Genomic DNA, 25096 nt, shown 5'->3' on the forward strand with positions numbered 1-25096 from the left:
TCGAAGCCTCGTGATAAAAATCACGAGGCTTTTTTGTATTGATAACATACTGAATTTTATCGATAATGCCTATTTTAGGTTAACCGATATTAATATCAAAAATACGTTTTAAAGCTTTTTTACCATTGGAAGTAAAAGTAATTTCTCTATAGCCTTTTGCTTTATCTATCCATCTTTTTTTTTCAAAGAATTGTAGTAGCAAGGCTCCTGCAAGTCCTCCTAGGTGCATACGCCTTTCACTCCAATCCAAGCAAGCGCATGCTATTTTTCGTTTTGTATGAGGAATAATATCTATCCCAAATTTTTTAAATTGCGCCATACCAATATCTGATAACTTGTTTTCTTTAGCGGTAAACCAACCATTTTTATCCATAAATTCGTAGATCTGAACAGCAACTTCCCCTGCTAAGTGATCATAGCAAGTACGTGCTTTTCGCAGATGAATAGGTGTTGCTATTGTTGGGGTATACTCTAATTTAATGGATACCCCCATTAATGTTTCTAATAATTCGGCAATATCTGAGCCTGCAAGTCGGTAATACCGGTGCCTTCCTTGAGATAGACAGCTAATTAAGTGGCTATTTAATAGCTTAGTGAGGTGTGCGCTCGTTGTTGATGGTGCTATATCTGCAACTGCACTTAATTCTGTTGCTGTCCATGCCCTACCATCCATTAATGCACACAAAATGCTGACTCTTGAAGGGTCAGCAATCGCAAATGCAACTTTTGCGATAGATTTCTCTAATGGTTCTTTTTCTTCAATGAGAATACTATTTTTGCTTGGTATCATATGGTAGGTTTTCCCACTTCTTTGTAACTTCAGTAGTTAATATATTATTGTCTGTTATTAATATTAGCCTGTTATTATGGTCGCTATATTGGACTAAGATATTAATTTGGTGGCGTGCAAGCAGAGAAACAATTTCTCCAAGTTCGCCTGGGCGTTCTTGTTTTAATTTGCGGATCACAGGTTTTGAAATACTTTCAATCTTCAGCCCTACTGTAGCCAGAGCATTGCTTGCTTTTTCTGGCTGGGTGACGAGAAAGTGAGCATGGCTTTTTTCTTCGATAGAAAAAACACCACCACCTTCAAGGCCAATACCATGTTTCCCTAATGTTGTCGCCAATAGTGCTAAAGCACCCACTTGGTTTTCAATAATCACATGAATATCATACATTAAAATTATCCTCTTTATTGAATGAGTAATCCTTTAGGGTATTAGCAATTCGAATTCTATAATGAGAAAAAATGGTTTGTTGTCCTTCAACTTGTGCTTCAATATGCATGAAATGTTTTTTCCAATTTTTTACGGCTTCTTCTGTTTCCCACCACGAAAGTGAGAGAATTTTTCCTTCAGTGGTTATACTTTGAAAACGTTCAACCGAAATAAACCCTTCTATGCGCATAAGTTCAGATTTTAGTTGACCGGCTAGTTCAAAATAACGATTTTTTTGTTCTGGTACTGGGATGGCTTCGAAAATCACTGCGATCATGAGTCTCTCCTTAATATTGAGAGCTCAACTATAAAGGGTTAATTAAGAGATACTTCGATGGTGAGCGAAATATTGAAAATAGCAGGGGAATTTAAAAGAATGGGAAGTAAGGAGAGGGTTACTTTAAGGACTGATATAAACTATAACCCGCTATTGACCCTGCAACATCATAGGCAAAATCATGCCAACTCCACCCCGTACCAGCAGGCCTGCTGTCATAAAGCTCTTTTGCTGCGCCAAGAGAAACTGAGAATAGAATACCGAATATGGCAGCATCGCGGTGTTGTATATTTTGTTTGTCTGCATAAGCGTTACCCGCTGCAGCCATAGCGGCTGAAAATGCAAAATGTTGTGCTTTATCTTTGCCTTGCCAATTGTCATTGGACCAATGAAAACCACTGCATCCTGTGATGGAAAATATAAGTAAGCTAAAAATTAATGGCTTAAACATATTAGGTATCATTATCCAGATGATGAATGTAAAAAGCGTCACTTAAGTGACGCTAAATTGAGATGTATTATAAAATCCGACTAATTAACCGATCCACTCGTATTCGACGTAGACGTCGGATTAATTTTTTCACTTTAACAGGATAGGTTTGAATACTGTCTAATTCACGAAAATGGCTAACAACCTTAGTATGAGTTCGAATACACTCTAGCTCGTGATTGCGTTGCTCTTGCAACTGTTGTTTTGGGTCGTGAATTAATACTGCGTTTTCAAGATCTAACCCCCAAGCGCGTGGGTTTAAGTTGTTACCCGTGATCAATTGCCAGTGATTATCAACCCACATCCCCTTTAGATGATAGGTATTGTCTGCGTCTTTCCAGAGCCTAACTGTTAACTGCTGGCTATCAATAAAGCGTTGCAAGCGACTAACAAAACGGCGCAGATTGATCTCATAAAGGTATGGTAACGCACCAATTATTTTAAAGGGTTCTTCAGGTGGGATGTAGAAGTCATTGGCAGTTTTGTCGCCAATGATAATTTCTACTTGTTTGCCATCACGGAGTAACCGACTAATAACTCTGACTAACACCGCAGGTAAATTAAAATAAGGCGTGCAGATTGTTAGTTTATTATTTGTTGCACCCATTAAATGAGTGATAACACGGTTTAAATCGTTTTTCTTGCCGAGGCCAACAAAGGGAGTGACAGACAACTCATCATTTGATGCGTTTCCTGAAAATTGATAGGACGCTCCCCGTAAGGCCAAACGAAATTGCTTAATTAGGTGCTTAAACTCAGCTGTTTTTGGCCGATTCGGTGTATTTAATAGATGAATGGCATCAGACTGTAGTAATGCGTCATCAATAAATTTTTTCATTGATGCGGTAAGTTGGCTGTTTTTGATAAGGTGATAACGGTCATAACGGTATTTATTATGACGCTGTAAATAGACGTCATTAATACTTGCACCGCTATAGAGCAGAGTATCATCAAATAAAAAGCCTTTTAGGTGCAGAACACCTAGTGCTTCCCGTGTATTTACAGGAATACCGTAGATAGGAATTTCAATTTCAGGGTAATGTTTTGCAACATCGTAATACCAATCGGCGTTTGTGGCATTTGCAGCAGCCCCTATCCGGCCTCGTTGAGCACGGTGCCAGTCTACGAGAATTTTGATATCCAATGATGTATTAGCTTGTTTTGCAGCATATAGAGCATGAAGTACGTCTTTACCTGCATCGTCTTTCTCTAAATACAAAGCCGTTATGTAGATAGTATTTTGAGCCTGAGAGATTTGTTTAAGCAGTTCATCACGAAAATCTTCTGTCTTATATAGCGTTTTTACATCAGCAATTTCTTGAGATAGTTTTGGCAAACTGACCAAATATTGTTGATGTTTTGCTTGTTTTAATTTTGACAACATCACAGTGTGAATTTTCTCTTATTAGTCTAATAGCAACTCGCTTTGCGCACATTTTTAAGCGAATGATCTATGGATGATAGCATATTTAGCCAAACCATTTAGTATAAATTGACGACTTGTTTAATTACTATACAAGTTGAGCCGTATTCTTGGATATTTCTATAAGTGCAGTGTCAGATTAACTACTCCATCTTCAAACTGAACGTCAATTTCAAAGCCGAGTTTTTTCGCTAGGCTAATCATATTACGGTTTTCAGGCATGGTTATTGCCGTCAGTTTTTTAATGCCGTGGCTCCGAGTATAGTTAAGTAACTTTTGCATCAGTTGATAACCGAGCGTTTGCCCCTTCATGTCGGAACGAACCAGTACTGCAAATTCAGCTTCTTGGTTATCAGGATCCGCCATAGCCCGTGTTACACCTATAATTTCAGGAGATGTATTGGGGTTTCTTACCGCAACAAAAGCCATTTCCCGATCATAATCAATCTGAGTCATATTGGCGAGATCATCATGGGTAAACTCACTAATTTCGCTAAAGTAGCGATAATAAAGATCCTCTTTAGTAACTTGTTCTATAAAGGATTTTAGCAAAGGCTCATCTTCAGGGAGGATCGGACGTAGTAAACAGGTAAGGTCTTCTTTTAAATGAATCGTTTCTTCGAGTTCACTAGGGTAAGGGCGAATTGCCAGCCTAGATGTTGTTGCATCATCTGTTGGGCTTAGAGTCATGGAGACATCAAGTAAAGTGAATTCATCCCCTGAGGCAAGTAATGGGTGAATGTCTAACCTTGTAATATTTGGGCAATCAATAATTAAATTTGAAACGCGCACTAATAAAGCTGACAACCCTATGATATTTAAAGGTTCTAAAGCACTTCGAGATTTGATTTTGTAACTTTTGATGGCATTGATAACTTGGTAGCGAGCTAAAGCCATATTTAGCGGGGGAAGAGCGACAGCAGCTTGGCTCTCTTGTTGCCACTCAATACCACCTTCTCCTAACATGATGAGAGGGCCAAAAACAGGGTCTAGCTCAACAGCGATTCTGAGTTCTTGAGCGCCAGCTCGATTGGCCATACTTTGTACCAACAGGCCTTCAATTCGTGCATTAGGGAAATTTGTTGAAACACGTTCCATAATCGCTTTAGCTGCATCTTCTACCTCTTTAGCATTGCGTAAATAGAGCATGACCCCTTGTACTTCTGACTTATGAACAATATCAGGAGAGCGTAATTTCAAGGCGACGGGATAGCCAATTTTTTCTGCAATTTCAATGGCTTCATTACTAGAGTGTGCTATCCATGTGGGTAAGCTATTTAACCCGTAGGCTTTTAAAATAGGTTGAACTTCATGTGTATCCAAGTGTAGCTTATTATTTTCCAGTGCTTGTTGAATATATTCATGAGCTTGTTGAGTATTCGCTGTAATACCAATAGGTAAAGCCGGAGTTTCTTTGAGTTGTTTTTGGTTACGGCGATATTCCACCATATGCATGTATGCTGTGATTGCCCCTTCTGGAGTACGGTAGGTTGGGATCCCTGCTTCACTAAATAGCCTGCGAGATTCTTGAGATGAATATTCTCCACACCAGTTGGTTAAGATGGTTAGCCATTTTCCTCGTGGGTGCTGCTTAATCGTTTTAATAATTTTTTCTGCCATGGCTTTACTTTCCGTTATCGCACTGGGAGTGTGGATAAGCAATAAAGCGTCATGGTCGTGGCTGTCGAGCATTTTGTTCAGTACATTGATGTAGCGCTCAACGGTGGAATCATCCCCCAAGTCAATTGGGTTTTTCGTCGATAAATCAAGAGGTAACAGGGAGCTTAATTCATTTTCTGTTTCAACACTTAACGTTGCAAGTTTGCCACTACGCAAGAGAAGTTCGTCTAATGCCATCGCTGCGGGTGCAGAACCGTTGCTCATAATAGAGAGGCGTTCACCGCGTAATGGTGTCATATAGCTTAATGTTTCAACCGCAGAAAACATTTCGTGAGTATCTTGCACGCGAAGTAGCCCAGCACGTTGGATAGCGGCGTCATAAGCGGCATCTAGGCTCGGTTTATCGCCTAGAAGTTCTTGTGCTTTGCGGGTTCGACCGCTTTTTATTACTAATATAGGTTTATTACGTGAAGCACTGCGAGATGAGGATAAGAAACGTCGCGCATCACTAATACTTTCGAGATACAGCAAAATTGCACTGGTTTTGCTATCACGGGCTAAATAATCGAGTAAATCGTCAATATCAATATCGATGCTATCACCAAGGGCAATAAAATAAGAAAAACCGATGTCTCGGTGCCTTGCCCAATCCAGAACGGTATTTGATACAGCAGCAGATTGTGAGATAAACGCGAGTTTCCCTTTTAAGATTGGAATCGGGGAGAAACTGGCATTCAATCCTTGCCATGGGGCGAGAAAACCGAGGCTATTCGGGCCTAATAGGCGAATTTGATATTGCTGGGCGACTTTTTTTAATTCATTAAACTGAATGGAAGGGGATGATAAAATAATAACCACTTTACAGCCGGCTTCCCCTAATTGCTGTAAACAGGCGATATTACGTGAGTAATGCGTGCAGATAACGGCAAGGTCGGGTTTGAGTGGCAATTTATCTATGGAAGGATAAGCAAGTACGCCAAGGACAGAGTTTCGGTTTGGGTTAACAGGTAAAATAGGGCCTTTAAAGCCGCTGGTAAGTAGGTTTTTCATCATCACCGAACCTGCACGGCCAGGATTTTCAGATGCTCCAACGACAACGATAGACTTTGGCCTGAATAAAGATTCTAACTGACTGACTAAACCCATAGTTGATAACCCTTTGCTTTGCTGAACGAGATAAGCGTTCAATAGGTAAAAAGTGGCTGAGTGATACTTATGAATACTATGCCTTATCTTTGCGATTGCGCTAGTTTATCTGGTGAGTTTAATTAATTTATACAAGCACGTTCACGTTTTATCAGCACGATTATCTAAAAGTTATCATTTAATGGTACTAGGCTCGAAAAGAAAGAGAAAAATAGTACCAATAAATAGTTAGAGGTGAGATTCAGTGAGTAGCATCTGTGCAATAGGGTGATGCGGCTTTCCTTCAAGGTATTTTTGACGGAACAAATTGAAATGGCTAAAGAGTTGTTGTGAAGCGTTTAAATCTCCCGCTAATTCTAAAACGGTAGCTGCAACTTCAGCGGTACAATGTTGCTCTTCCCTTGATGGTGTACGTAGTAAGTAATCACTCCTTGCTTTGGTATTAATTGAAAGCATTGGAATATCATTAAGATAAGGGCTTTTCCGAAACATTTTACGTGCTTCTGGCCAGGTCCCATCGAGTAAAATAAATAAAGCGGGTTTATCCGACAAAGTAGGCTCGTTGACTACGACGCGTTCATTTTGAGCGTAGCTTTCTGGGAAAATGAGGTAAGGTTGCCTTGTGGTGTCTTGTAATGCTGCCAGTAGCTGCGCATCAGGCTCTGTCCTTGACCACTGAAAGGCCAAAGTGTTGGGCAAAACATCCGCAATCAATTTTCCCGTATTACTTGGCTTAAATACTTCACCATCAAACATAATCAAGCAGAATTGACTTTTTGCTTGTGACGATACGGTATCTTGGCACAGGCATTGTGGGATAGGTAACAAGCAATATTGGCAACGTTTTACTCGGCAGCCTCGCGCTTTAAATGGTTTAGTTGATAATGCGAGGCGCTGTTGACGCAAGTGATAAACGGCATTCGAAGTCATGTTGAGTGATATTTTTTAGGTCTAAAATGAAGGCACATATTGTACGCAAAACGATTTCTATGCGATAGAAGTATATTCAATAACTTTTAGATGAGATAATAGTGTGAATCGGTAGCGTAGCCATGCAACATCATGTAATCTTCGCGCCATAGCTTAGTAGGGGATAGTGATGAACGACTCGAATGATTTTAGTGGTAAAAACGGCAAAGTAAAAGTGATGTATGTCCGCAGTGAAGAGCAGGACAATAATAAAGGTAATGACAAACGCCGAGGCGGTGGCCGTGACGATAGGCGTGGTAATGACAAGCGTGGTGGCGATAGACGAGAGGGGGCCCGTCAAGATCGTGGTGGCCGCTCAAATCGCCCTGAAGGAAGTCGTGAAGGGCGTCGCTCCGATAACCGAAATGAGGTATCTCGTGAACGTTCGCCATGGCGCACTGTTTCAAAGCCAGATAGCGAAGAATTAGCGAATGACCACGGCGGAATTGTTGGCAAGAGTCAAATAGATCCTGAACAACTACGTAAGCAGCGCCAGGAAGAAACTCGTATCTATGGTGAGAATGCCTGCCAAGCTATGTTTAAAAACCGCCCTGATGCGATTGTTCGTGCATGGTTCTTACAATCCGTTACGCCGCGTTTTCGAGACGCGTTAAAATGGATGGCGGCAAATCGCAAGGCTTACCACGTGGTAGATGACGAAGAGTTATCGAAAGCATCAGGAACCGAACATCATGGTGGTGTCTGTTTTATCATCAAAAAACGTGGTGGAATGAGTGCGGATGCGTATTTACAACAAGCCGCAGAAAAAGATTGCGTATTGGCACTTGAAGATGTGGGGAATCCACATAATCTAGGTGGAATGATGCGTAGTTGTGCCCACTTTGGCGTAAAAGGCGTTATTTTACAAGATGCTGGCATGTTGGAGTCAGGTGCAGCAATTCGTACCGCAGAAGGTGGGGCTGAGCATATTAAGGCGATTGATGCTGATGGGCTGACTGACACTTTGGATAAATTCCGTAAAGCAGGCTACACCATTGTGACGACTTCTAGCCATAAAGGCAGTCAAGATCTCGCAAAAGCGAAGTTACCCGCCAAAATGGTACTAGTTTTAGGCCAAGAGAGTGATGGTTTAAGTGATAGTACGTGGGATCAAGGCGATATGAGTTTGTATATCGGTGGAACAGGTAAAGTGGAAAGCTTGAATGTCTCTGTTGCAACGGGAATTATGTTGGCCCAGTGGTGGCAACAAAACCAAGTTAAATAATCCTTACGTTTTATAAGAAAAATAAAGCCATACATAAAGGATGCATATCCCAGTTGTATGGCTTTTTTATTTCTGTCATGAAGACAACTTACTGAATCAGTAAGAGTATTTTGCCAATAGCCTCCCATAAAATTATATGGGGTTGGGCTGATTAATGAGCACCACCGCCGTCTTTCGAACCTGCCCCAAATGGTGGCTTAGCGAACCAGACAATGACCATTAGTAGGATGAAAATTCCAGCTGAGAGCCAAAATATCTCATTTGCTGACATAATCAGTCCTTGGTCAGTGATCGTTTTAGCGAGGTATGCCGAACTTTGCTGCTCATTCATACCAATTTTTGCCAGCTCGCTGTACATCTGTTGGGCATTTGGGTTGTATGGGTTAACAAATTCAGTGAGGTTTTCATGATGCATTGACTCTCTTTGGGTCCACATGGTCGTTGTGATTGATGTCCCGATGGCTCCAGCTAAGGTACGAGTGAAGTTAGATAAACTGGATGCAGAGGCCATTTTTTCTGGTGGTAGGCCAGATAATGTAATGGTTGTCAAAGGCATAAAGAAACAAGCGATAGCTAAACCTTGCACAAATTGCGGCCAAGCGGCCTCGGCAAAACTCATTCCAGGTTCGAATGTATAAGCACGCCAATAGTAACAAACTGCATAGATAATAAAGCTGAATGTCACTAAATAACGCATATCAATTCGGTTACCAAAACGCCCTATAATTGGCGTAATCAGTAGCGGTAATAACCCTACAGGAGCAGAGGCTAGCCCTGCCCAGGTCGCAGTATAGCCATAAACCTCTTGTAGCAATTGCGGCAGTAGTACAATCGTCCCGAAATAGAGCATGTAAGCCAAACTTAGGGATAAACAGCCAATCGTAAAATTGCGTTCTTTAAACAGGGATAAGTCGATGACGGGATGGTCATCGGTGAGTTCCCAGACAATTAAGAAGGCGATAGCGACAACGGCAATAACGGTTAGGACGATAATTTCAGTCGAGTTAAACCAATCCAGCTCTTTGCCTTGGTCAAGCATGATTTGTAAAGCACCAATACCGACAACCAATAGTACCAAACCAATAGTATCAATACGCTGAATAGATATTTTAGTTTCACGGCCTTTTAAGGTACGCATGATTGCAAAAATGATTGCAATACTAAATGGCACATTGATAAAGAATATCCAGCCCCAATGGTAGTTATCACTAATATAACCACCAAGAATCGGTCCGCAAATAGGTGCAATAACGATAGTCATTGACCAAAGGGCGAGGGCCATGTTGCGCTTGGCTGGAGGATAATTATTAAGCAGTAGGCTTTGAGACAAAGGAATGAGAGGCCCTGCGACTAAACCTTGTAAAACACGAAATAAGATCAACATCTCTAGGCTGCCAGAAATACCGCACAGCCATGAAGTTAAAGCGAACAAGCCAGTGGACCATAAAAATAGCCTGACTTCACCGATTCTACGCGCTAACCAACCAGTAACAGGGATGGAAATTGCATTAGCAACACCGAAAGAGGTTATTACCCATGTTCCTTGTGAATTGGAAGCCCCTAAATTTCCAGCAATGGTCGGAATAGCTACGTTAGCAATTGTAGAATCAAGAACTTGCATAAATGTTGCCAATGAAAGGGCAATCGTCATCCATGCGAGTTTAGATCCCGTTAAAGGTGCTGTCGTCACGATTGCACCTCCACCTATTGATTCTCTAGGTTATTATTAATTATCTCAGTAACTATTTTGTCTGCAGGAGACATATCCACAGCTAATGCAGCAGTATGATAAGCAGGAGTAGCGCGCATCCCTTTAGAAAGCACTTTGCCGTTTTTATCTAATGTATCAACCGTAACTTCGGTGGATAAACCGATACGTAGTGGATGCTCTTCAAGCTGAGTTTCATCTAAGGCAATACGCACGGGGAGGCGTTGGACTACCTTGATCCAGTTACCACTGGCATTTTGTGCAGGTAATAAAGAGAATGCGCTACCTGTTCCCATATCAAGCCCAACTACAGTACCGTTAAACACGATATCTTTACCGTAAAAATCAGTCGTGACTTTCGCAGGTTGGCCGATACGCATGTCCGCAAGTTGTGTTTCTTTAAAGTTCGCATCAATCCACATACCATTGGAAGGGACAATGGCCATTAATGGTGTTGAAGGGGTAATTTGTGAACCCACTTGCACACTGCGACGTGAAACATAGCCATCAACAGGGCTGACGATCTTCGTCCGTTGTAGGGTGAGCCAAGCGTTTCTAACTTGTGTCGCGGCCTGTTCTACTGCGGGTTGTTTTTCAATTGCGGTATTCAAAACAATGGCTTGATTAGCATTATATTGTTCTATTGCCATGTCTAATGCTGCTTTTGCACTGACAACGGCTTCTCTCGCGTGTTGTAGTTCTTCTTTACCGATGACATGGCTACTGCCTAAAACTTCGCGACGTTTTAAATCATTCTGTAAGCGGTTTAATTCAGACCGTTTTACGTCAATATTGGCTTGTAGCTGGCGGCTATTAACCATGTGCTGGCGAGTCTGGCGTACACTATTCGCTAATTCTGTTTTTGCTTTATCGAGTGTTAATTCTGCATCACGTGGGTCTAGTTCAACCAAAACAGTTCCACTTGTCACGAAATCGGTATTATCCACATTGACTGTCATAACGCTCCCAGAAACTTGGGATTGTATTTGTACTTGGTTACCCGCGACATAAGCGTTGTCAGTTGATTCATAGTGGCGAAGAACGAGATACCAGTAGACCACCCAGCCAACGCCTATAATAATAAATAATAGAGTCAAAAAGATAAGCGCACTTTTGCGTTGTCTTTTTTTATTTCGTTGGGGAGTTTGCGTTTGTTGCATTTCCTCAGGGGAACTCATACTCGTATTTCTCCACTTCTATGGATAAGGATCACGGTTGTTTCCAGTAGTTAGGTATTAACCACTGGAAACTGAGACTACAAATGATTTTGCTGTTTGATGGGATATCGTAAAGCATAAGGCTGAAAGGATAATGAAATATTATTGGCTGAAAAGTATTTTTTCAGCTTTGAGCTAAAGAATGGCTCAAATACATTAACCTTACAATTTCTGTGGTCAATCTTTTATAGTATCTAGTTTTGTCAGTAATTTACGCATCAGCGTGTCAAGCTGTTGTTTTTCATCAGTATCTAAAACAGACCAAATATCAATTAATGCGCTGTGTTGAGGTGGCAATAGACCATTTAAAAATTCAGTCCCTTTTTCTGTGAGGTGTAGATGAAGGCAACGTCTATCGTTGTGACTTTCTTTGCGTTCAATCCAACCATTTTTTTCCAGTTCATCTGCAATTCGTGTCGCATTGGTTCTTGAGGAACCAAGAGCAGCACTGAGTTCAGATGGCTGAATACTGCGGGAGTCTTTTGTATCAAGGATCATGAGTGCCATAAACAGTGTTTCATTGATACCTTGAGACCTTAACATATTATTCCGAGTTTCAAGTAATTTTCCATGAACATGCATGCATAAGCGTGTTAGCAGAATTTCTTGATACGGAATAGGACTTTCATGTGAATCTTGTTGTTCTACACGAGCATTGAGTAGCTCTTCAGTCGGTGTAAATGAACTTTCCATTATTGGGATACCTTATTAGTTTCAGTTGGTAAGATTACAACTGTCATCAACCATCTAAATGGTATATTAAAAGATAGAATTAGCAATTATACTTAATTAATATCGCCGATTTTATTTTGATAATGATACATGATTCATAAATTTTATGAATGTAATTCGCCAGTTTTAGCATAGCCTATCGACTATTTCACTCAGAGTGCGTTAATTTTGACTATAAAACAACCAACCTAATACTAAATTAAAGGCTAATTCCAATCATACAAAACAATATATAATCACATGACATTAACTCAATACCATTTTTTTTGTTACCCAATAATTACAAGTTAGATAGATATTTTCAATGTGTAGGTGTAATTACTTATTTTTGTATAATTAAAACATTATTTGATGAAACAGTAATTTAATTTATTAACAGGAATACTACCTTTTTATCGAGTCATTGTATTTGTTTAACTGTGTCATTCACTAATATTTACTTTGTTTACTATTACAGTTGATAACTATCAGTTCTGTGATGGGCTGTTTATTTATTCAATATTCAACGTATTGGATGGATAAAATTGAACCGTATATTTTTAATGCATTATAACTTTTTATATATTGATGTGTGGGCTCGTTAATTTTTATCTAAAAACGTATTGATATCGGTATGAGTCATATTTAGTCATCAGTTGTGGTGATGACGGGATCAAAGCGAATCCCTATAGCCCAAATAATTAAACTTATGGTGGTCAAGATTGCACCTGCAACCGCAACGCCCTCCCAACCCGCATGTTCATAGGCATAACCTGAAAGGAGAGACCCTAGAGCGCCTCCAATAAAATAACTGGTCATATAGCCAGCGGTTAGGCGGTTACGAGCTTCTGGTAATATACGATATAACGTACTCTGACTAGTGACATGGACGGCTTGCACTGCAAGGTCTAACACTAATACACCAATGATAAATGCAACGAGGGAATATTTAGCTAAGCCGATAGGTATCCAGGACAATAGCAATAATACCAATCCAATAGTCGTAATGCGCTTTCCTTTTCCTTTATCGACAAGATGCCCTGCTTGGGAAGCCATAAGTGCACCTGCAGCACCGACTAAGCCAAATAAACCAATAGTCCCTTCGGAATAATTGAATGGCGGGCTGGCTAACAAGAAAGCCATTGCGGTCCAAAGTAAACCAAAATTAGCAAATGATAGTGCACCGAGAGAAGCGCGTACCGCGAGCACTGGAGTGCCGAAAAATAGCCGGCCAATAGAGCAAATCAGCTGAAAGTAGTTTAAGTTAGTTTTTTGATGATAACGTGGAAGTTTAATGGCTAGAACAATCATTAATAGCATCAATAGCGCAAAGGCCACCCAATAGATAGCACGCCAGCCACCGACCATAGCAACAGCACCCGATACAGTTCTCGCAAGTAAAATACCTAGCAATAAACCACTCATAATCATTCCTACCGCTTTGCCTCGTTTATGTGGCTTAGCAATAGATGCCGCGAGAGGGATCAAAACTTGTGCAACAACAGAAAATAGCCCTGTAAGGGCGGTACCTAAAAGGATTTGCCAAATATTATTTGAAAGCGCTGTAATTAATAACCCTAATGCAGAAAGAAAGGTCATGGTTAAAATTAAGCGTTTACGCTCAAATAAGTCGCCCAAAGGGACTAAAAATAGTAAACCTGCGGCATAACCGAGTTGGGCGGCGGTGACAATAAACCCAGCCATATTGGTTGTTAAATTAAACTGCCCCGCAATGGTCTCTAAAAGCGGTTGAGCATAGTAATTACTGGCAACGACAAGACCTGTGGCAATGGCCATTAAAATAGTGAGGCCCGTTGTCAGCTCTGCAGTTTGGGTCTGTTTCATGAGGATTACCTATTATTAGCTAGGTGACTACTATAAACAAAATTTATTACCTTGGTTTATTTCTTTTTGTCATTGATGCAAAAAAGCCACCGGCTAGGGTGGCTGAGGTTATTAATCGGTTTGTTTATTTTTACTTAGCGGCTGCTTGCGCTTCCTTTACCCAACCATCAAAAGTGGATTGATGGGCTTTGATCCACGCATTTGTGTGGCGTTGAATATCCGATTGTGACGCCTCACCGTTATGCATTCTTAAGTTCTGTGCATTGATATCGGCAATAGGTAGCTTCATCACTTCAAATAATTTTGCTGCTGCTGGGTTATCCGCAGCCCATTTTTTATTGGCGACGATATGCATGGTATTTGGTGGGAAACCATAATTTTTTCCGTTAGATAATGTGGTGTCTGTTTTTTCACCATTTGGCATTGAAGAGAATGGCACTTCTAACCAAACTACATCACGACCCGGCTTGAGGACATCACTTATCCAATAAGGCGTCCACGTATAATATAAAATAGGCTTACCTTCTTTATATCGGGTAATGGTGTCAGCCATCATCGCCGCATAGTTACCTTGGTTATGGTCGACCGTTTTTTCTAGGTCATAGGCTTTTAAATGGTTATTGATGGCCGCTTCACAGCCCCAACCTGGGTTGCATCCCGTTAAATCCGCTTTACCATTGCCATTTGAATCAAAGAGCTTGGCAATTTTAGGATCTTTGAGTTGTTCAACATTGGTAATATTGTATTTTTCAGCCGTTTTTTTGTCGATGAGGTAGCCTTGAGCCGCATTAACAACATAATTCCCTTGACGATAGAATACATTATCGCCGCCAGCAGCGTCATATTGTGCGTTATGTAAAGGAACCCAGCTGGTGGCTAGGTAAGTCGCATCGCCGTTCGCAATGGATGCGTAAGCTACGTTATAGTCGACTTCTTTGATAGGCTGAACATCATAGCCAAGTTCTTCAAGGGCTTTCGCCACAATCAGTGTTTGGAATGTTTCTTCACTGATCGTGCTTTGCACTGGGTTAATTTTGATTCCTTTACCCGGCAGATCGTTAGCACCGGCAAATGGAACGGCAAACATGGCTGTTAGTGCAGATGCAAGAATGATTTTATGTTTCATTATATTGTTCCCTCTGTTTTTTCGCAGCGAGCTTGGCTTTCATGCTAAGTGCCAAGTTAGGTGCCATATGAATGGCACTCAGGTGAATGGAGGATGTTTTGATTAATGGTTTTTTTTACAAAATGGGCGCATAACTAACCCAATAGGCCCTTTTTGGTACCAGCGGCATGATGTTTTGCCACGAGTATCTTGCCCTAAAGATTGGGTAAAACGGTCTAAGATGATAGCTAGAATAACAATACCGACCCCTCCGACAGATGCGAGCCCCATATCAAGTCGACCAATACCCCGTAAGACCATTTGGCCTAAGCCCCCAACAGCAATCATTGAAGCGATAACGACCATTGACAGTGCTAACATCAAGGTTTGGTTGACCCCAGCCATAATGGTTGGCATCGCTAATGGTAATTGCACTTTAAACAACATTTGGCGAGGGCTTGCACCAAATGATTCAGCGGCTTCAATTAAATCAGCTGGAACTTGTTTGATCCCTAAAATGGTCAAACGAATGATGGGCGGTAAAGCAAATATAATAGTGACGACAACACCAGGTACATTACCGATACCAAATAACATAACAATCGGGACTAAATAGACGAATGCTGGTGTGGTTTGCATCGCATCAAGTAATGGACGAATAACTTTAGCGGCTCTATCACTACGTGCCAGCCAAATACCCAGAGGCAATCCTATGACAATACAAAACAGCAAAGAAGTGAGAACCAGAGACAGAGTCACCATGGCTTCTGACCAAGCACCAATTGCTCCGATGGCTATCATCGAAACAAATGTGGCCACCCCCATCGCGCGTCCTGCTAATTGCCAAGCGAGTAATGCGAAAATGATAATGGCAACAGGGGATGGTAGCGAGGTGAGGAATTGTTCAAACCCACTTAGAATAAAATCAATGGGGGCACGAATTCCTTGGAATACAGGACGAAAGTTAAGTACTACCCAATCGATAGCATGTGCAACCCACGAATCAAGAGGGATCAGTGTGTGCTGGAAGGGATCCATAATATTAAACTGATCGGGGATGATGCTATCTGTTGGAGTGGCATCAAGCCAATCACTTGAACTGGTGTCAGCAGGTGTGGTTGTGTCTGATGCATTTCCCCAAGGATCATCCCCAGCGGTATTTGTTTCGCTAGAGCTTGTTGCTGCCCATGGGTCATCCGCCGGTATATTCTCAGTACCTTGTGTTGGCGTATTCGTGGCTTCAGTATCCGCCCACGGGTCTTGTTGGGTATTCGTTGCTTCTTGATTCTGCTTACTCATTTGGTGTCTCCTTATCCAGCGCCTGTAACAGCATTCCTTTTGAAATTACGCCCAAATAGCGGTTTTTTTCGTTAATAACCGGAACAGCACAAGGGGCTTGTGCCACGGTAGAAATAACTTCATTTAAGGATGTATCACCTTGAATTGGCTCGATATCAGTTAATATTGCAGCTTCAATACCAGCTTTTTCATGGAGTGCTTTTTCTAAGGATTCAACAGAAACCACACCGGCAAAGGTATGTCCTCGAGAAATTAAATAACCGTGATAGCGGTCTTCATCGTTGAGGACTTTTAGCGCTGAACGAGGGCCAAAACCCGGTGCGATATGCAATAGTGCATTAGGCCGTCTGCGTGCAATGTCCTTCGCACTGAATACTTGGCTGATATCTACACCGCGGAAGAAGGTCTTAACATAGTCATTTGCTGGATTATTGAGAATTTCATCAGGTGTGCCGACTTGAACGACAACGCCTCCTTGCATAATGGCAATACGGTCGCCAATTCTCATAGCTTCATCAAGATCATGAGAAATAAAGACAATCGTGCGTTGTTTATCCCCTTGTAAGGATAGCAATTCATCTTGCATTTCAGTACGAATGAGTGGGTCGAGAGCGGAGAACGCTTCGTCCATTAACAGAATATCAGGGTCATTAGCTAGCGCTCTGGCTAACCCGATACGTTGACGCATCCCACCAGAGAGCTCATCTGGGTATGAATTAGCCCATTTTTCAAGATTAACTTGCTCAAGCGCACTCATGGCTTTCTTATGGCGTTCTTCTTTTGGAATGCCAGAAAGTTCCATACCAAAAGCAGTGTTATCGATCACGTTCATATGTGGCATCAGCGCAAAGGATTGAAACACCATACTAATTTTTGTTCGCCTAACTTCGCGCAGTGCTTTGTCTGAAATATTGGAAATATCTTCTCCATCTATCATGACTTGCCCGCTGGTAGGTTCTATCAGGCGATTGAGGAGGCGCACCAAGGTCGATTTTCCTGAGCCAGAAAGTCCCATGACAACAAAGATTTCGCCTTCTTCAATCGTCAGATTAACATCTTGAACACCTACGGTAAGGCCTGTTTTTTCAAAGATATCATCTTTATTCATACCTGACTCTAATAGCTTAAATGCTTGATCAGGATTGTCCCCAAATATTTTATATAAATTTTTAACTTGTAATTTTATTGCCATATATTATTTACCCAATTTTCAATCAACAAGGAAGACAAATTACCTATATTGAAAGTGATGAATTCTATAGTGATAGTTAACATTATGTTTCCTATCTATGATTATCCTTTGAAAATTATTAGGGCAGAGATTCCTATATTCGGTTTAATGGGTTAGTTAATTATGGATTAAATTCAAATTTCTCCATTTGAGTTATTAGTAAAATTTGCAAGCAATAAACCCTAGCATAATAAAATCAGCTGACAACCCTAGGTTAAGTATAATTAATCAAAAATAATAGAGATGAAATGTGATGCGATTAATGTAAATAAAAACGATGTTAAGTTATATGATGATAGCTTTTATAGTTTCTATATTAAAGTTAACTTACTGGTGGGATTGAATTTAATTGAAAATAATTCACACTAATTTAATCAATATGCGAGTTGCCGATTTTATTCGATTTTTATGTGGAATAAATGCTTGGTTGATAGATGAAAAAATAGAAATTAATATCAAATTCATTAAATAAATTTATGTAAAATAAGGTGATAATTGATTGAATTAAAAATTATTGCCAGATTAACTCATTAAAAATGAGCAATTAAACAGATATACATATAAAAAACGAATTAATTCGGCTGTTTTTTGAGCGAAAAAATACCATGACAAATAAAATTATTATAATTCATCATGGTATGGATTTGGTTGTGAGTGATTCTTATTGATAAATTAAATTAACAGTTCAATTAGAAGTTCCAGTCATCATCTTCGGTACTGACTGCTTTACCAATAATATAAGATGAACCGGAGCCCGAAAAGAAATCATGATTTTCATTTGCATCAGGAGATAAAGCCGATAATATCGCTGCACTTACATCGGTGACGGTATCAGGAAATAAGGCTTCATAACCTAAATTCATTAATGCTTTATTGGCATTGTAATGAAGGAATTTTTTGACATCTTCCGACCAACCTACTGTGTCATAAAGTTCTTGTGTATATTTCACTTCATTTTCATATAAATCGAATAATAATGAAAAAGCAAAATCCTTAATTTCTTTCTGAGTATTCTCATCATATTGGGATAATGACTTTTGAAATTTATAGCCAATATAATAGCCGTGTATGGCTTCATCTCGAATAATTAAACGTATAAGATCTGCGGTATTGGTTAACTTTCCTCTACTTGACCAATACATTGGTAAATAGAAACCCGAATAAAACAAAAATGATTCTAAAAAGACACTTGCGATCTTTTTCTTTAAAGGGTGTGAATCACAATAGTAAGATAGGATGATCTTAGCTTTATTCTGTAATGCAATATTTTCTTCACTCCAGCGGTATGCATCATCAACATCAATCGTTGAACAGAGAGTTGAAAATATTGAGCTATAAGAGCGCGCATGTACTGCTTCCATAAAGCTAATGTTCGATAAAACGGCTTCTTCGTGAGGTGTTTGTGCATCTGGCATTAAGCAAGGCGCACCCACTGTATTTTGAATCGTATCTAGCAGGGTAAGGCCAGTAAATACACGTATTGTTAGCTGTTTTTCTGCAGCAGTTAAAGTATTCCAAGAAGGAATATCATTAGATAATGGCACTTTTTCGGGAAGCCAAAAATTACTTGTTAATCGGTTCCATACTTCTAAGTCTTTATCATCCTGAATACGGTTCCAGTTAATGGCTTTTACTGGTGTGCTAGATGTGCTGGTGGTCATAATATTTTCCTATTACAAAGTGCAAGATACGCAGCCTTCGACTTCAGTTCCTTCGAGGGCAGTTTGGCGTAATCGGATGTAATACAATGTCTTGATTCCTTTTCGCCAAGCATATATTTGCGCTCGGTTAATATCTCGCGTGGTGGCATCATCTTTAAAAAATAGAGTCAAAGATAAACCTTGGTCAACGTGCTGAGTTGCCATGGCATAAGTATCAATAATTTTTTCAGGCCCGATTTGGTAAGCATCTTGGTAATATTCCAAGTTCTCATTCGTCATGAAAGGAGCAGGGTAGTAGACACGACCAATCTTACCTTCTTTACGAATTTCAATTCGTGAAACAATGGGGTGAATGCTTGATGTTGAATTATTGATATAAGAGATAGACCCTGTCGGAGGTATCGCTTGCAAGTTTTGGTTATAAATTCCATAGGTAATAACAGACTGTCTTAAGGCTTGCCAGTCTTCACGAGTTGGAATTTCGATACCCGAACGTCGGAATAATTCCTGAACGGTTTGTGTTTTTGGTAGCCAAATATTGTTGATATATTTATCAAAATAATCACCAGAAGCATAAGTTGAATGTTCAAAACCAACAAATGCAGTTTTTCTTTCAATAGCTAATTGATTGGATGTTTTTAATGCGTTATAGGTGACGGCATAAAAATAGATATTGGTGAAATCGAGCGCTTCTTCTGAACCATAATAGATATGTTCTCTTGCCAAGTAGCCATGTAAATTCATTTGCCCTAACCCAATCGCATGTGATTGTCGGTTACCTTCGGCAATGGAAGGGACAGAACGAATGTTACTCATATCTGAAACCGCACTCAGTGCTCTAACGGCAGCCGCTATTGATTGAGCGAAATTCGGTGAATCCATCGTTTTAGCAATATTCATGGAGCCTAAATTACAGCTAATATCTTTACCAATTTGTTGATAGCTTAAATCGTCTTCATAAACACTAGGGCGATTAACCTGCAGTATTTCTGAGCACAGATTGCTCATATTAATGCGCCCTGCGATAGGGTTGGCTCGATTCGCGGTATCTTCAAATAAAATATACGGATATCCTGATTCAAACTGGATTTCAGCTAAAGTTTGGAAAAATTCCCGAGCATTAATTTTGTATTTTTTTATCGCTTTGTTATTGACCATTTCATGGTATTTGTCTGTCACACTGATTTCAGACATAGGGACACCATAGGTGCGTTCAACATCATATGGTGAAAACAAATACATGTCCTGGTTATCTTTCGCTAGCTGGAAAGTGATATCAGGAATAACTACCCCTAAAGACAGTGTTTTAATCCGTATTTTTTCATCTGCATTTTCACGCTTCGTATCAAGAAAACGCATGATATCAGGGTGGTGAGCGTGCAAATAAACGGCACCGGCACCTTGCCTTGCGCCTAATTGGTTGGCATAAGAAAAAGCATCTTCTAACATTTTCATAACAGGAACAACGCCAGAAGATTGATTTTCAATTAGTTTTATTGGGGCACCTTGCTCTCGTAAATTGGTCATTAAAAAGGCAACACCGCCCCCGCGTTTGGATAACTGCAAAGCAGAATTGACTGAGCGACCAATGGATTCCATGTTGTCTTCAATTCTTAAAAGAAAACAAGAGATTAACTCACCACGTTGTTTTTTACCGCAGTTAAGGAAGGTGGGAGTTGCAGGTTGAAAACGACCTGTAATAATTTCATCGACATACAACTTAGCAAGGGATTCATCCCCTTGAGCAAGGGTTAAAGCAACCATACAGACGCGATCTTCATAGCGTTCGAGGTAGCGTTTACCATCAAAGGTTTTCAGCGTATAGCTAGTATAATATTTAAAGGCACCGAGAAACGTTTGAAAACGAAATTTGTGTGCGTATGCCTGTTTAAACAGTGCTTTGATAAATTCAAAGTTATATTGTTCTAATACACTGTTTTCGTAATAGTTTTCTTGTACTAAAAAGTCTAACTTTTCTTTTAAATCATGGAAAAATACGGTGTTTTGGTTCACATGCTGTCGAAAATAGTGATGAGCCGCTTCTTTGTCTTTATCAAATTGAATACGGCCTTCGTTATCATATAAATTCAACATCGCATTGAGCGCATGATAATCCACATCTGATATATTTTGCATTTTATCCATTTGGAATAACTCTAGTTGTTTGTACGTTGCCAAAACGTTTTTAGGCCTCGTTGAACGGATTGAACATCTTTATCAGTACCAAGAAGTTCAAACCGATATAGGTAGGGAATATGGCATTTTTGCGCAATGATATTTCCAGCTATCGCATAGGCATCACCAAAATTGGTATTACCCGCAGCAATAACACCACGGATAAATGCGCGATTGCCTTCAATATTAAGAAATTGAATCACTTCTTTTGGAACAGCCCCTTTTGTACCACCACCACCATAGGTTGGTAGTAATAAAACATAAGGTCTTGTCGCAATTAGGCTACTTTCGTGGTTGCCAATAGGTAACCGTGTTGCAGGGATACCGAGCTTTTCAATAAAGCGATGGCAATTTTCTGAGCGACTTGAAAAATAGATGAGTGATTCCGTTTCCATGACATCACCTAAGCGGCTAATAGGCTAATCATGTCAGGTCGAAAACCGGCCCAATGTTTGTCACCTGCAATAACAACAGGGACTTGTTGATAACCTAATTTTTTTACGAGTTCAAGGGCTTGGCTATCTTCAGTAAGGTCAATAATTTGGTAGGAAATAGATTTGCGATCTAAGGCTTGATAAGTAGCATTACACTGAACGCAGTTAGGTTTACTATAAATGGTAATCTCAGTCATGTTATTTACCTTTTGAATGTTTATTCGCATTAAAAATAAGGCATGTGACACATAAATACTATATATGGATTTTAAATTTATCAACCATACAATATGTAGTGAATATGAAATATTGAATGATAATCATTCTAATTGTTGGCTAGGTGGTTATTAACATTGAAAATAAAAAAATATCGTATTAGATGATTCAGATAGACACTCTAAGAAAAAAGATCATTGCAAAGTGGAAATAATTTACTCTATAACTGTATATACAATCAGGTAATTGAGTCCTTTTGAGGAGATACTATGTACCATCAATATTTAGCGACACCGGATAAATTTCCTAAACCGTGGGTCCATATTACGGCTGATGACAACGGAATAACGAGCCTTTATTTTGTTGATGAAAAAACAGAAAAAGAAACGAAGAATGAGCATTCGAAGCTTTGTGTGAAAGAACTAAAGGAATATTTTAATCACAAAAGAACCGTTTTTACGGTGGCATTAAATCCACAAGGTACAGAATTTCAGAAAAAAGTCTGGAAACATCTTTGTGGGATACCTTATGGGGAACGCTGGAGCTATAAAGATTTGGCTTTAAAGTTAGGCTCAGCTAATTATTGTCGCGCAGTCGGCATGGCAAACTCACGTAATCCAATCTCATTAATTGTTCCTTGTCATCGTGTACTTGGACATGATGGGAAATTAGTGGGGTATACAGGGGGCTTAGATATCAAAGACTGGCTACTTTTACATGAGAAGTAAAAACTAAATAATTAGCTATAGATAATACTATTGGTTGTGATAATTGCTATTGATAAGAATTATTGTCGAAATCAGAACCTATTCTATCGATAAATAATATTTTTTTATCTTTTTAGTCCATTTTCGTGATCTAGGTTGTAGACAAGTAACTGAGAAATCTGATGTACTGAGCTTGATACAGATGGTGTGTCTATTTTATTTTAAAGGTAATATTTGATGTCTAAAGTTAAAGGTAACGTTAAGTGGTTCAACGAATCTAAAGGTTTTGGTTTTATCACTCCAGAAGATGGTAGCAAAGATGTATTTGTTCACTTTTCTGCGATTATGGGCGATGGTTTCAAAACCTTAGCTGAAGGCCAAAAAGTGGAATTTGAAATTACTGAAGGTGCTAAAGGCCCATCTGCTGCTAACGTTATTCCTCTGTAATTTTTATAATTAAGATTAAAACGAACAGCTGAAAACTCGCGCTAGTTATCTAGGGCGAGTTTTTTTATCTATTGCAATAAAAAATGCCTGATGAAAATCAGGCATTTTTTGTTTATACGTAAAATAGTGGAGGCTATTTAACTTCCTCACCTTTAGCTTGTAAATCAGCATGGTAAGAAGAGCGAACGAATGGGCCGCAAGCTGCGTGAGTGAAGCCCATTGCCATGGCTTCTTCTTTCATCTCATCGAACTCCGCAGGGCTGACATAGCGTTTGACGGGTAAGTGATGACGGCTTGGTTGTAAGTATTGGCCTAGTGTAAGCATCGTTACGCCATGGCGACGTAAGTCGCGCATAACCTCGATAATTTCTTCATTGGTTTCACCAAGACCAACCATTAACCCTGATTTAGTTGGGATATCGGGATGGGCTTCTTTAAATTTTTCGAGCAATTTTAAAGACCATTCATAATTAGCACCAGGGCGAACTTGACGGTAAACACGTGGTACATTTTCAAGGTTATGGTTAAACACATCAGGTGGTGTCGCGGTTAAAATTTCTAATGCGCGATCCATACGGCCACGGAAATCAGGAACTAGTGTTTCAATTTTAATCGATGGGCTTTTTTCACGAATAGCGCTAATGCAATCAGCAAAGTGCTGTGCTCCGCCATCACGTAGATCATCTCGGTCAACTGACGTAATAACGACATAGCGTAATGCCATATCTTTAATGGTTTGCGCTAATTTTTCAGGCTCGTTGGCATCCGGTGCATTTGGACGACCATGAGCAACATCACAGAATGGGCAGCGGCGGGTACAGATAGCGCCTAAAATCATAAAGGTCGCAGTACCATGGTTAAAGCACTCAGAGAGATTAGGGCATGAAGCTTCTTCACAAACAGAATGCAGCCCATTTTTGCGCATGGCTGCTTTAATGCCTTGAATACGAGTGGAGTCAGCAGGAAGCCTAATTTTCATCCAGTCAGGTTTACGTAGAATTTCTTCTCGTTCAGTCACAACGTTTTTGACAGGGATCAGCGCCATTTTGTCGGCGTCACGATATTTAATTCCGCGTTCTATCTGAATTGGTTTACTCATAATATGACGGTTCCAGTTATCTTTTATGCTGATGGATAAGTGATAATTCTAAATAAAACCAAATGAAGGCTGTTATCCATTCATTAAAATATTTTTTAAAAATGTTAAAAAATTATAGCATTATTATTGAACAATATGAAATCCCAGTGTGTCACAGAATTGACGAATTAGCACAGGTTGAACATCAGATAATGACACATTGGGAGCAAGATCACTAACCTGAGTCATCTTTAATTCACTGTAACCACAAGGGTTTATGCGATTAAAGGGTTCAAGATCCATACTAATGTTCAAAGCGAGACCATGAAAAGAGCAGCCTTGCCTTATGCGTAATCCAAGAGAACAAATTTTGTCGCCATTCACATAGACACCGGGAGCATCAGGGCGAGGATACGCTGCTATATTAAAGTGGGCAAGGGTATTCACGACGGTATTTTCCAGTGCGGTGACGAGTTCTCTAACACCAATTTTGTTGCGCTTTAAGTTGAGCATCACGTACATCACTTGCTGTCCTGGCCCATGATAGGTGACTTGACCACCTCTATCACTTTGTATAACAGGGATATCACCGGGGGCTAGTACATGCTCTGCTTTCCCTGCTTGACCTTGAGTAAATACGCGAGGGTGTTCAACTAGCCATACTTCATCACACGTATTTTCAGTGCGCTCTTCAGTAAATTGATGCATCGCATCGGATACTTGCTGGTACGGCGCAAGGCCTAATTGACGGATAATTATCGTTCGTTCTGACAATGTTTTAACATCCACCTGAAAAAATTGAGTACTTAGTATAACGCTGGTAGGGGGGGAGTGCTAGTTTTGTCATGTTATGAATATGTTAACGCGATTTTTTTGAGTGAAATATGAAAAAGGT

23 protein-coding genes are annotated in these 25096 nt (G+C 40.0%); 3 read left to right on the forward strand and 20 right to left on the reverse strand.

Annotated elements, in window-relative coordinates; all coding sequences use genetic code 11:
- Positions 1-79: 79 nt before the first annotated feature.
- From PR767_RS06295 to PR767_RS06325, 7 genes are all read right to left on the reverse strand, one after another.
- Positions 80-790: an ArsR/SmtB family transcription factor gene (locus PR767_RS06295; protein ID WP_228367195.1), complete on the reverse strand. Its 711-nt coding sequence runs from the start codon at positions 788-790 to the stop codon at positions 80-82.
- A complete protein-coding gene (locus PR767_RS06300; protein ID WP_272520025.1) occupies positions 771-1178 on the reverse strand; it encodes an amino acid-binding protein in 408 nt (135 codons plus the stop codon). Before PR767_RS06300 ends, PR767_RS06295 begins: the two co-directional genes overlap by 20 nt.
- Positions 1171-1494, reverse strand: coding sequence for an antibiotic biosynthesis monooxygenase family protein (locus tag PR767_RS06305; protein ID WP_109913268.1), 324 nt, complete (start codon positions 1492-1494; stop codon positions 1171-1173). Before PR767_RS06305 ends, PR767_RS06300 begins: the two co-directional genes overlap by 8 nt.
- A 118-nt stretch (positions 1495-1612) precedes the next feature.
- On the reverse strand, positions 1613-1945 hold the full coding sequence (locus PR767_RS06310) for a YfiM family lipoprotein (protein WP_181937025.1): 333 nt from the start codon (positions 1943-1945) through the stop codon (positions 1613-1615).
- Positions 1946-2012: 67 nt separating this feature from the next.
- Positions 2013-3368 (reverse strand): CDP-diacylglycerol--serine O-phosphatidyltransferase, encoded by a 1356-nt coding sequence (gene pssA, locus PR767_RS06315; protein ID WP_272520089.1) that lies wholly within the window; start codon positions 3366-3368, stop codon positions 2013-2015.
- A gap of 159 nt (positions 3369-3527) precedes the next feature.
- Entirely contained in the window at positions 3528-6173 is a 2646-nt protein-coding gene (locus tag PR767_RS06320) for a bifunctional acetate--CoA ligase family protein/GNAT family N-acetyltransferase (RefSeq protein WP_109913271.1), read from the reverse strand.
- Positions 6174-6401: 228 nt separating this feature from the next.
- Positions 6402-7103 carry a tRNA-uridine aminocarboxypropyltransferase gene (locus PR767_RS06325; protein ID WP_109913272.1) on the reverse strand — a complete coding sequence of 234 codons (702 nt, stop codon included), beginning with the start codon at positions 7101-7103 and terminating at the stop codon, positions 6402-6404.
- 169 nt (positions 7104-7272) lie between these two features.
- Between PR767_RS06325 and PR767_RS06330 the strand changes: the two genes are divergently transcribed.
- The gene (locus PR767_RS06330) at positions 7273-8367 is read left to right on the forward strand and encodes a tRNA/rRNA methyltransferase (protein WP_110731775.1); all 1095 of its coding nucleotides are present in this window, start codon (positions 7273-7275) and stop codon (positions 8365-8367) included.
- 151 nt (positions 8368-8518) lie between these two features.
- On the opposite strand, the gene emrB is transcribed toward PR767_RS06330, so the two are convergent.
- The 11 genes from emrB to nrdH form a co-directional block, all read right to left on the reverse strand.
- Positions 8519-10057 (reverse strand): multidrug efflux MFS transporter permease subunit EmrB, encoded by a 1539-nt coding sequence (emrB, locus tag PR767_RS06335; RefSeq protein ID WP_109913274.1) that lies wholly within the window; start codon positions 10055-10057, stop codon positions 8519-8521.
- A gap of 14 nt (positions 10058-10071) precedes the next feature.
- Positions 10072-11253 (reverse strand): multidrug efflux MFS transporter periplasmic adaptor subunit EmrA, encoded by a 1182-nt coding sequence (gene emrA, locus PR767_RS06340; RefSeq protein ID WP_109913275.1) that lies wholly within the window; start codon positions 11251-11253, stop codon positions 10072-10074.
- 216 nt (positions 11254-11469) lie between these two features.
- Entirely contained in the window at positions 11470-11985 is a 516-nt protein-coding gene (gene mprA, locus PR767_RS06345) for a transcriptional repressor MprA (protein WP_109913276.1), read from the reverse strand.
- A gap of 663 nt (positions 11986-12648) precedes the next feature.
- On the reverse strand, positions 12649-13848 hold the full coding sequence (locus tag PR767_RS06350) for an MFS transporter (RefSeq protein ID WP_210844978.1): 1200 nt from the start codon (positions 13846-13848) through the stop codon (positions 12649-12651).
- Positions 13849-13978: 130 nt separating this feature from the next.
- The gene (gene proX / locus PR767_RS06355) at positions 13979-14974 is read right to left on the reverse strand and encodes a glycine betaine/L-proline ABC transporter substrate-binding protein ProX (RefSeq protein ID WP_272520026.1); all 996 of its coding nucleotides are present in this window, start codon (positions 14972-14974) and stop codon (positions 13979-13981) included.
- Positions 14975-15076: 102 nt separating this feature from the next.
- A complete protein-coding gene (gene proW / locus PR767_RS06360) occupies positions 15077-16252 on the reverse strand; it encodes a glycine betaine/L-proline ABC transporter permease ProW (RefSeq protein ID WP_109913279.1) in 1176 nt (391 codons plus the stop codon).
- On the reverse strand, positions 16245-17444 hold the full coding sequence (proV, locus tag PR767_RS06365) for a glycine betaine/L-proline ABC transporter ATP-binding protein ProV (protein ID WP_004908883.1): 1200 nt from the start codon (positions 17442-17444) through the stop codon (positions 16245-16247). Before proV ends, proW begins: the two co-directional genes overlap by 8 nt.
- Positions 17445-18172: 728 nt before the next feature.
- A complete protein-coding gene (gene nrdF, locus PR767_RS06370) occupies positions 18173-19144 on the reverse strand; it encodes a class 1b ribonucleoside-diphosphate reductase subunit beta (protein WP_004908884.1) in 972 nt (323 codons plus the stop codon).
- Between the two features lie 12 nt (positions 19145-19156).
- Positions 19157-21289, reverse strand: a complete 2133-nt coding sequence (nrdE, locus tag PR767_RS06375; protein ID WP_211888889.1) for a class 1b ribonucleoside-diphosphate reductase subunit alpha — start codon at positions 21287-21289, stop codon at positions 19157-19159.
- 11 nt (positions 21290-21300) lie between these two features.
- Entirely contained in the window at positions 21301-21714 is a 414-nt protein-coding gene (nrdI, locus tag PR767_RS06380; protein WP_115167758.1) for a class Ib ribonucleoside-diphosphate reductase assembly flavoprotein NrdI, read from the reverse strand.
- Between the two features lie 8 nt (positions 21715-21722).
- Entirely contained in the window at positions 21723-21950 is a 228-nt protein-coding gene (gene nrdH / locus PR767_RS06385) for a glutaredoxin-like protein NrdH (protein ID WP_210840372.1), read from the reverse strand.
- A gap of 288 nt (positions 21951-22238) precedes the next feature.
- On the opposite strand from nrdH, the gene PR767_RS06390 reads away from it, so the two are divergent.
- Entirely contained in the window at positions 22239-22697 is a 459-nt protein-coding gene (locus PR767_RS06390) for a methylated-DNA--[protein]-cysteine S-methyltransferase (protein WP_004908893.1), read from the forward strand.
- Between the two features lie 216 nt (positions 22698-22913).
- Positions 22914-23123, forward strand: coding sequence for a transcription antiterminator/RNA stability regulator CspE (gene cspE / locus PR767_RS06395; protein ID WP_004257099.1), 210 nt, complete (start codon positions 22914-22916; stop codon positions 23121-23123).
- Positions 23124-23256: 133 nt separating this feature from the next.
- Here cspE and lipA read toward each other — a convergent pair whose 3' ends face one another.
- Both lipA and lipB read right to left on the reverse strand, forming a co-directional pair.
- Positions 23257-24222, reverse strand: a complete 966-nt coding sequence (lipA, locus tag PR767_RS06400) for a lipoyl synthase (RefSeq protein ID WP_004908904.1) — start codon at positions 24220-24222, stop codon at positions 23257-23259.
- A gap of 123 nt (positions 24223-24345) precedes the next feature.
- Positions 24346-24909: a lipoyl(octanoyl) transferase LipB gene (gene lipB, locus PR767_RS06405; RefSeq protein WP_231136593.1), complete on the reverse strand. Its 564-nt coding sequence runs from the start codon at positions 24907-24909 to the stop codon at positions 24346-24348.
- Positions 24910-25096: the final 187 nt, after the last annotated feature.

The organism is Providencia sp. PROV223, assembly GCF_028479245.1.
GTDB classification, from domain to species: Bacteria; Pseudomonadota; Gammaproteobacteria; order Enterobacterales; family Enterobacteriaceae; genus Providencia; species Providencia rettgeri.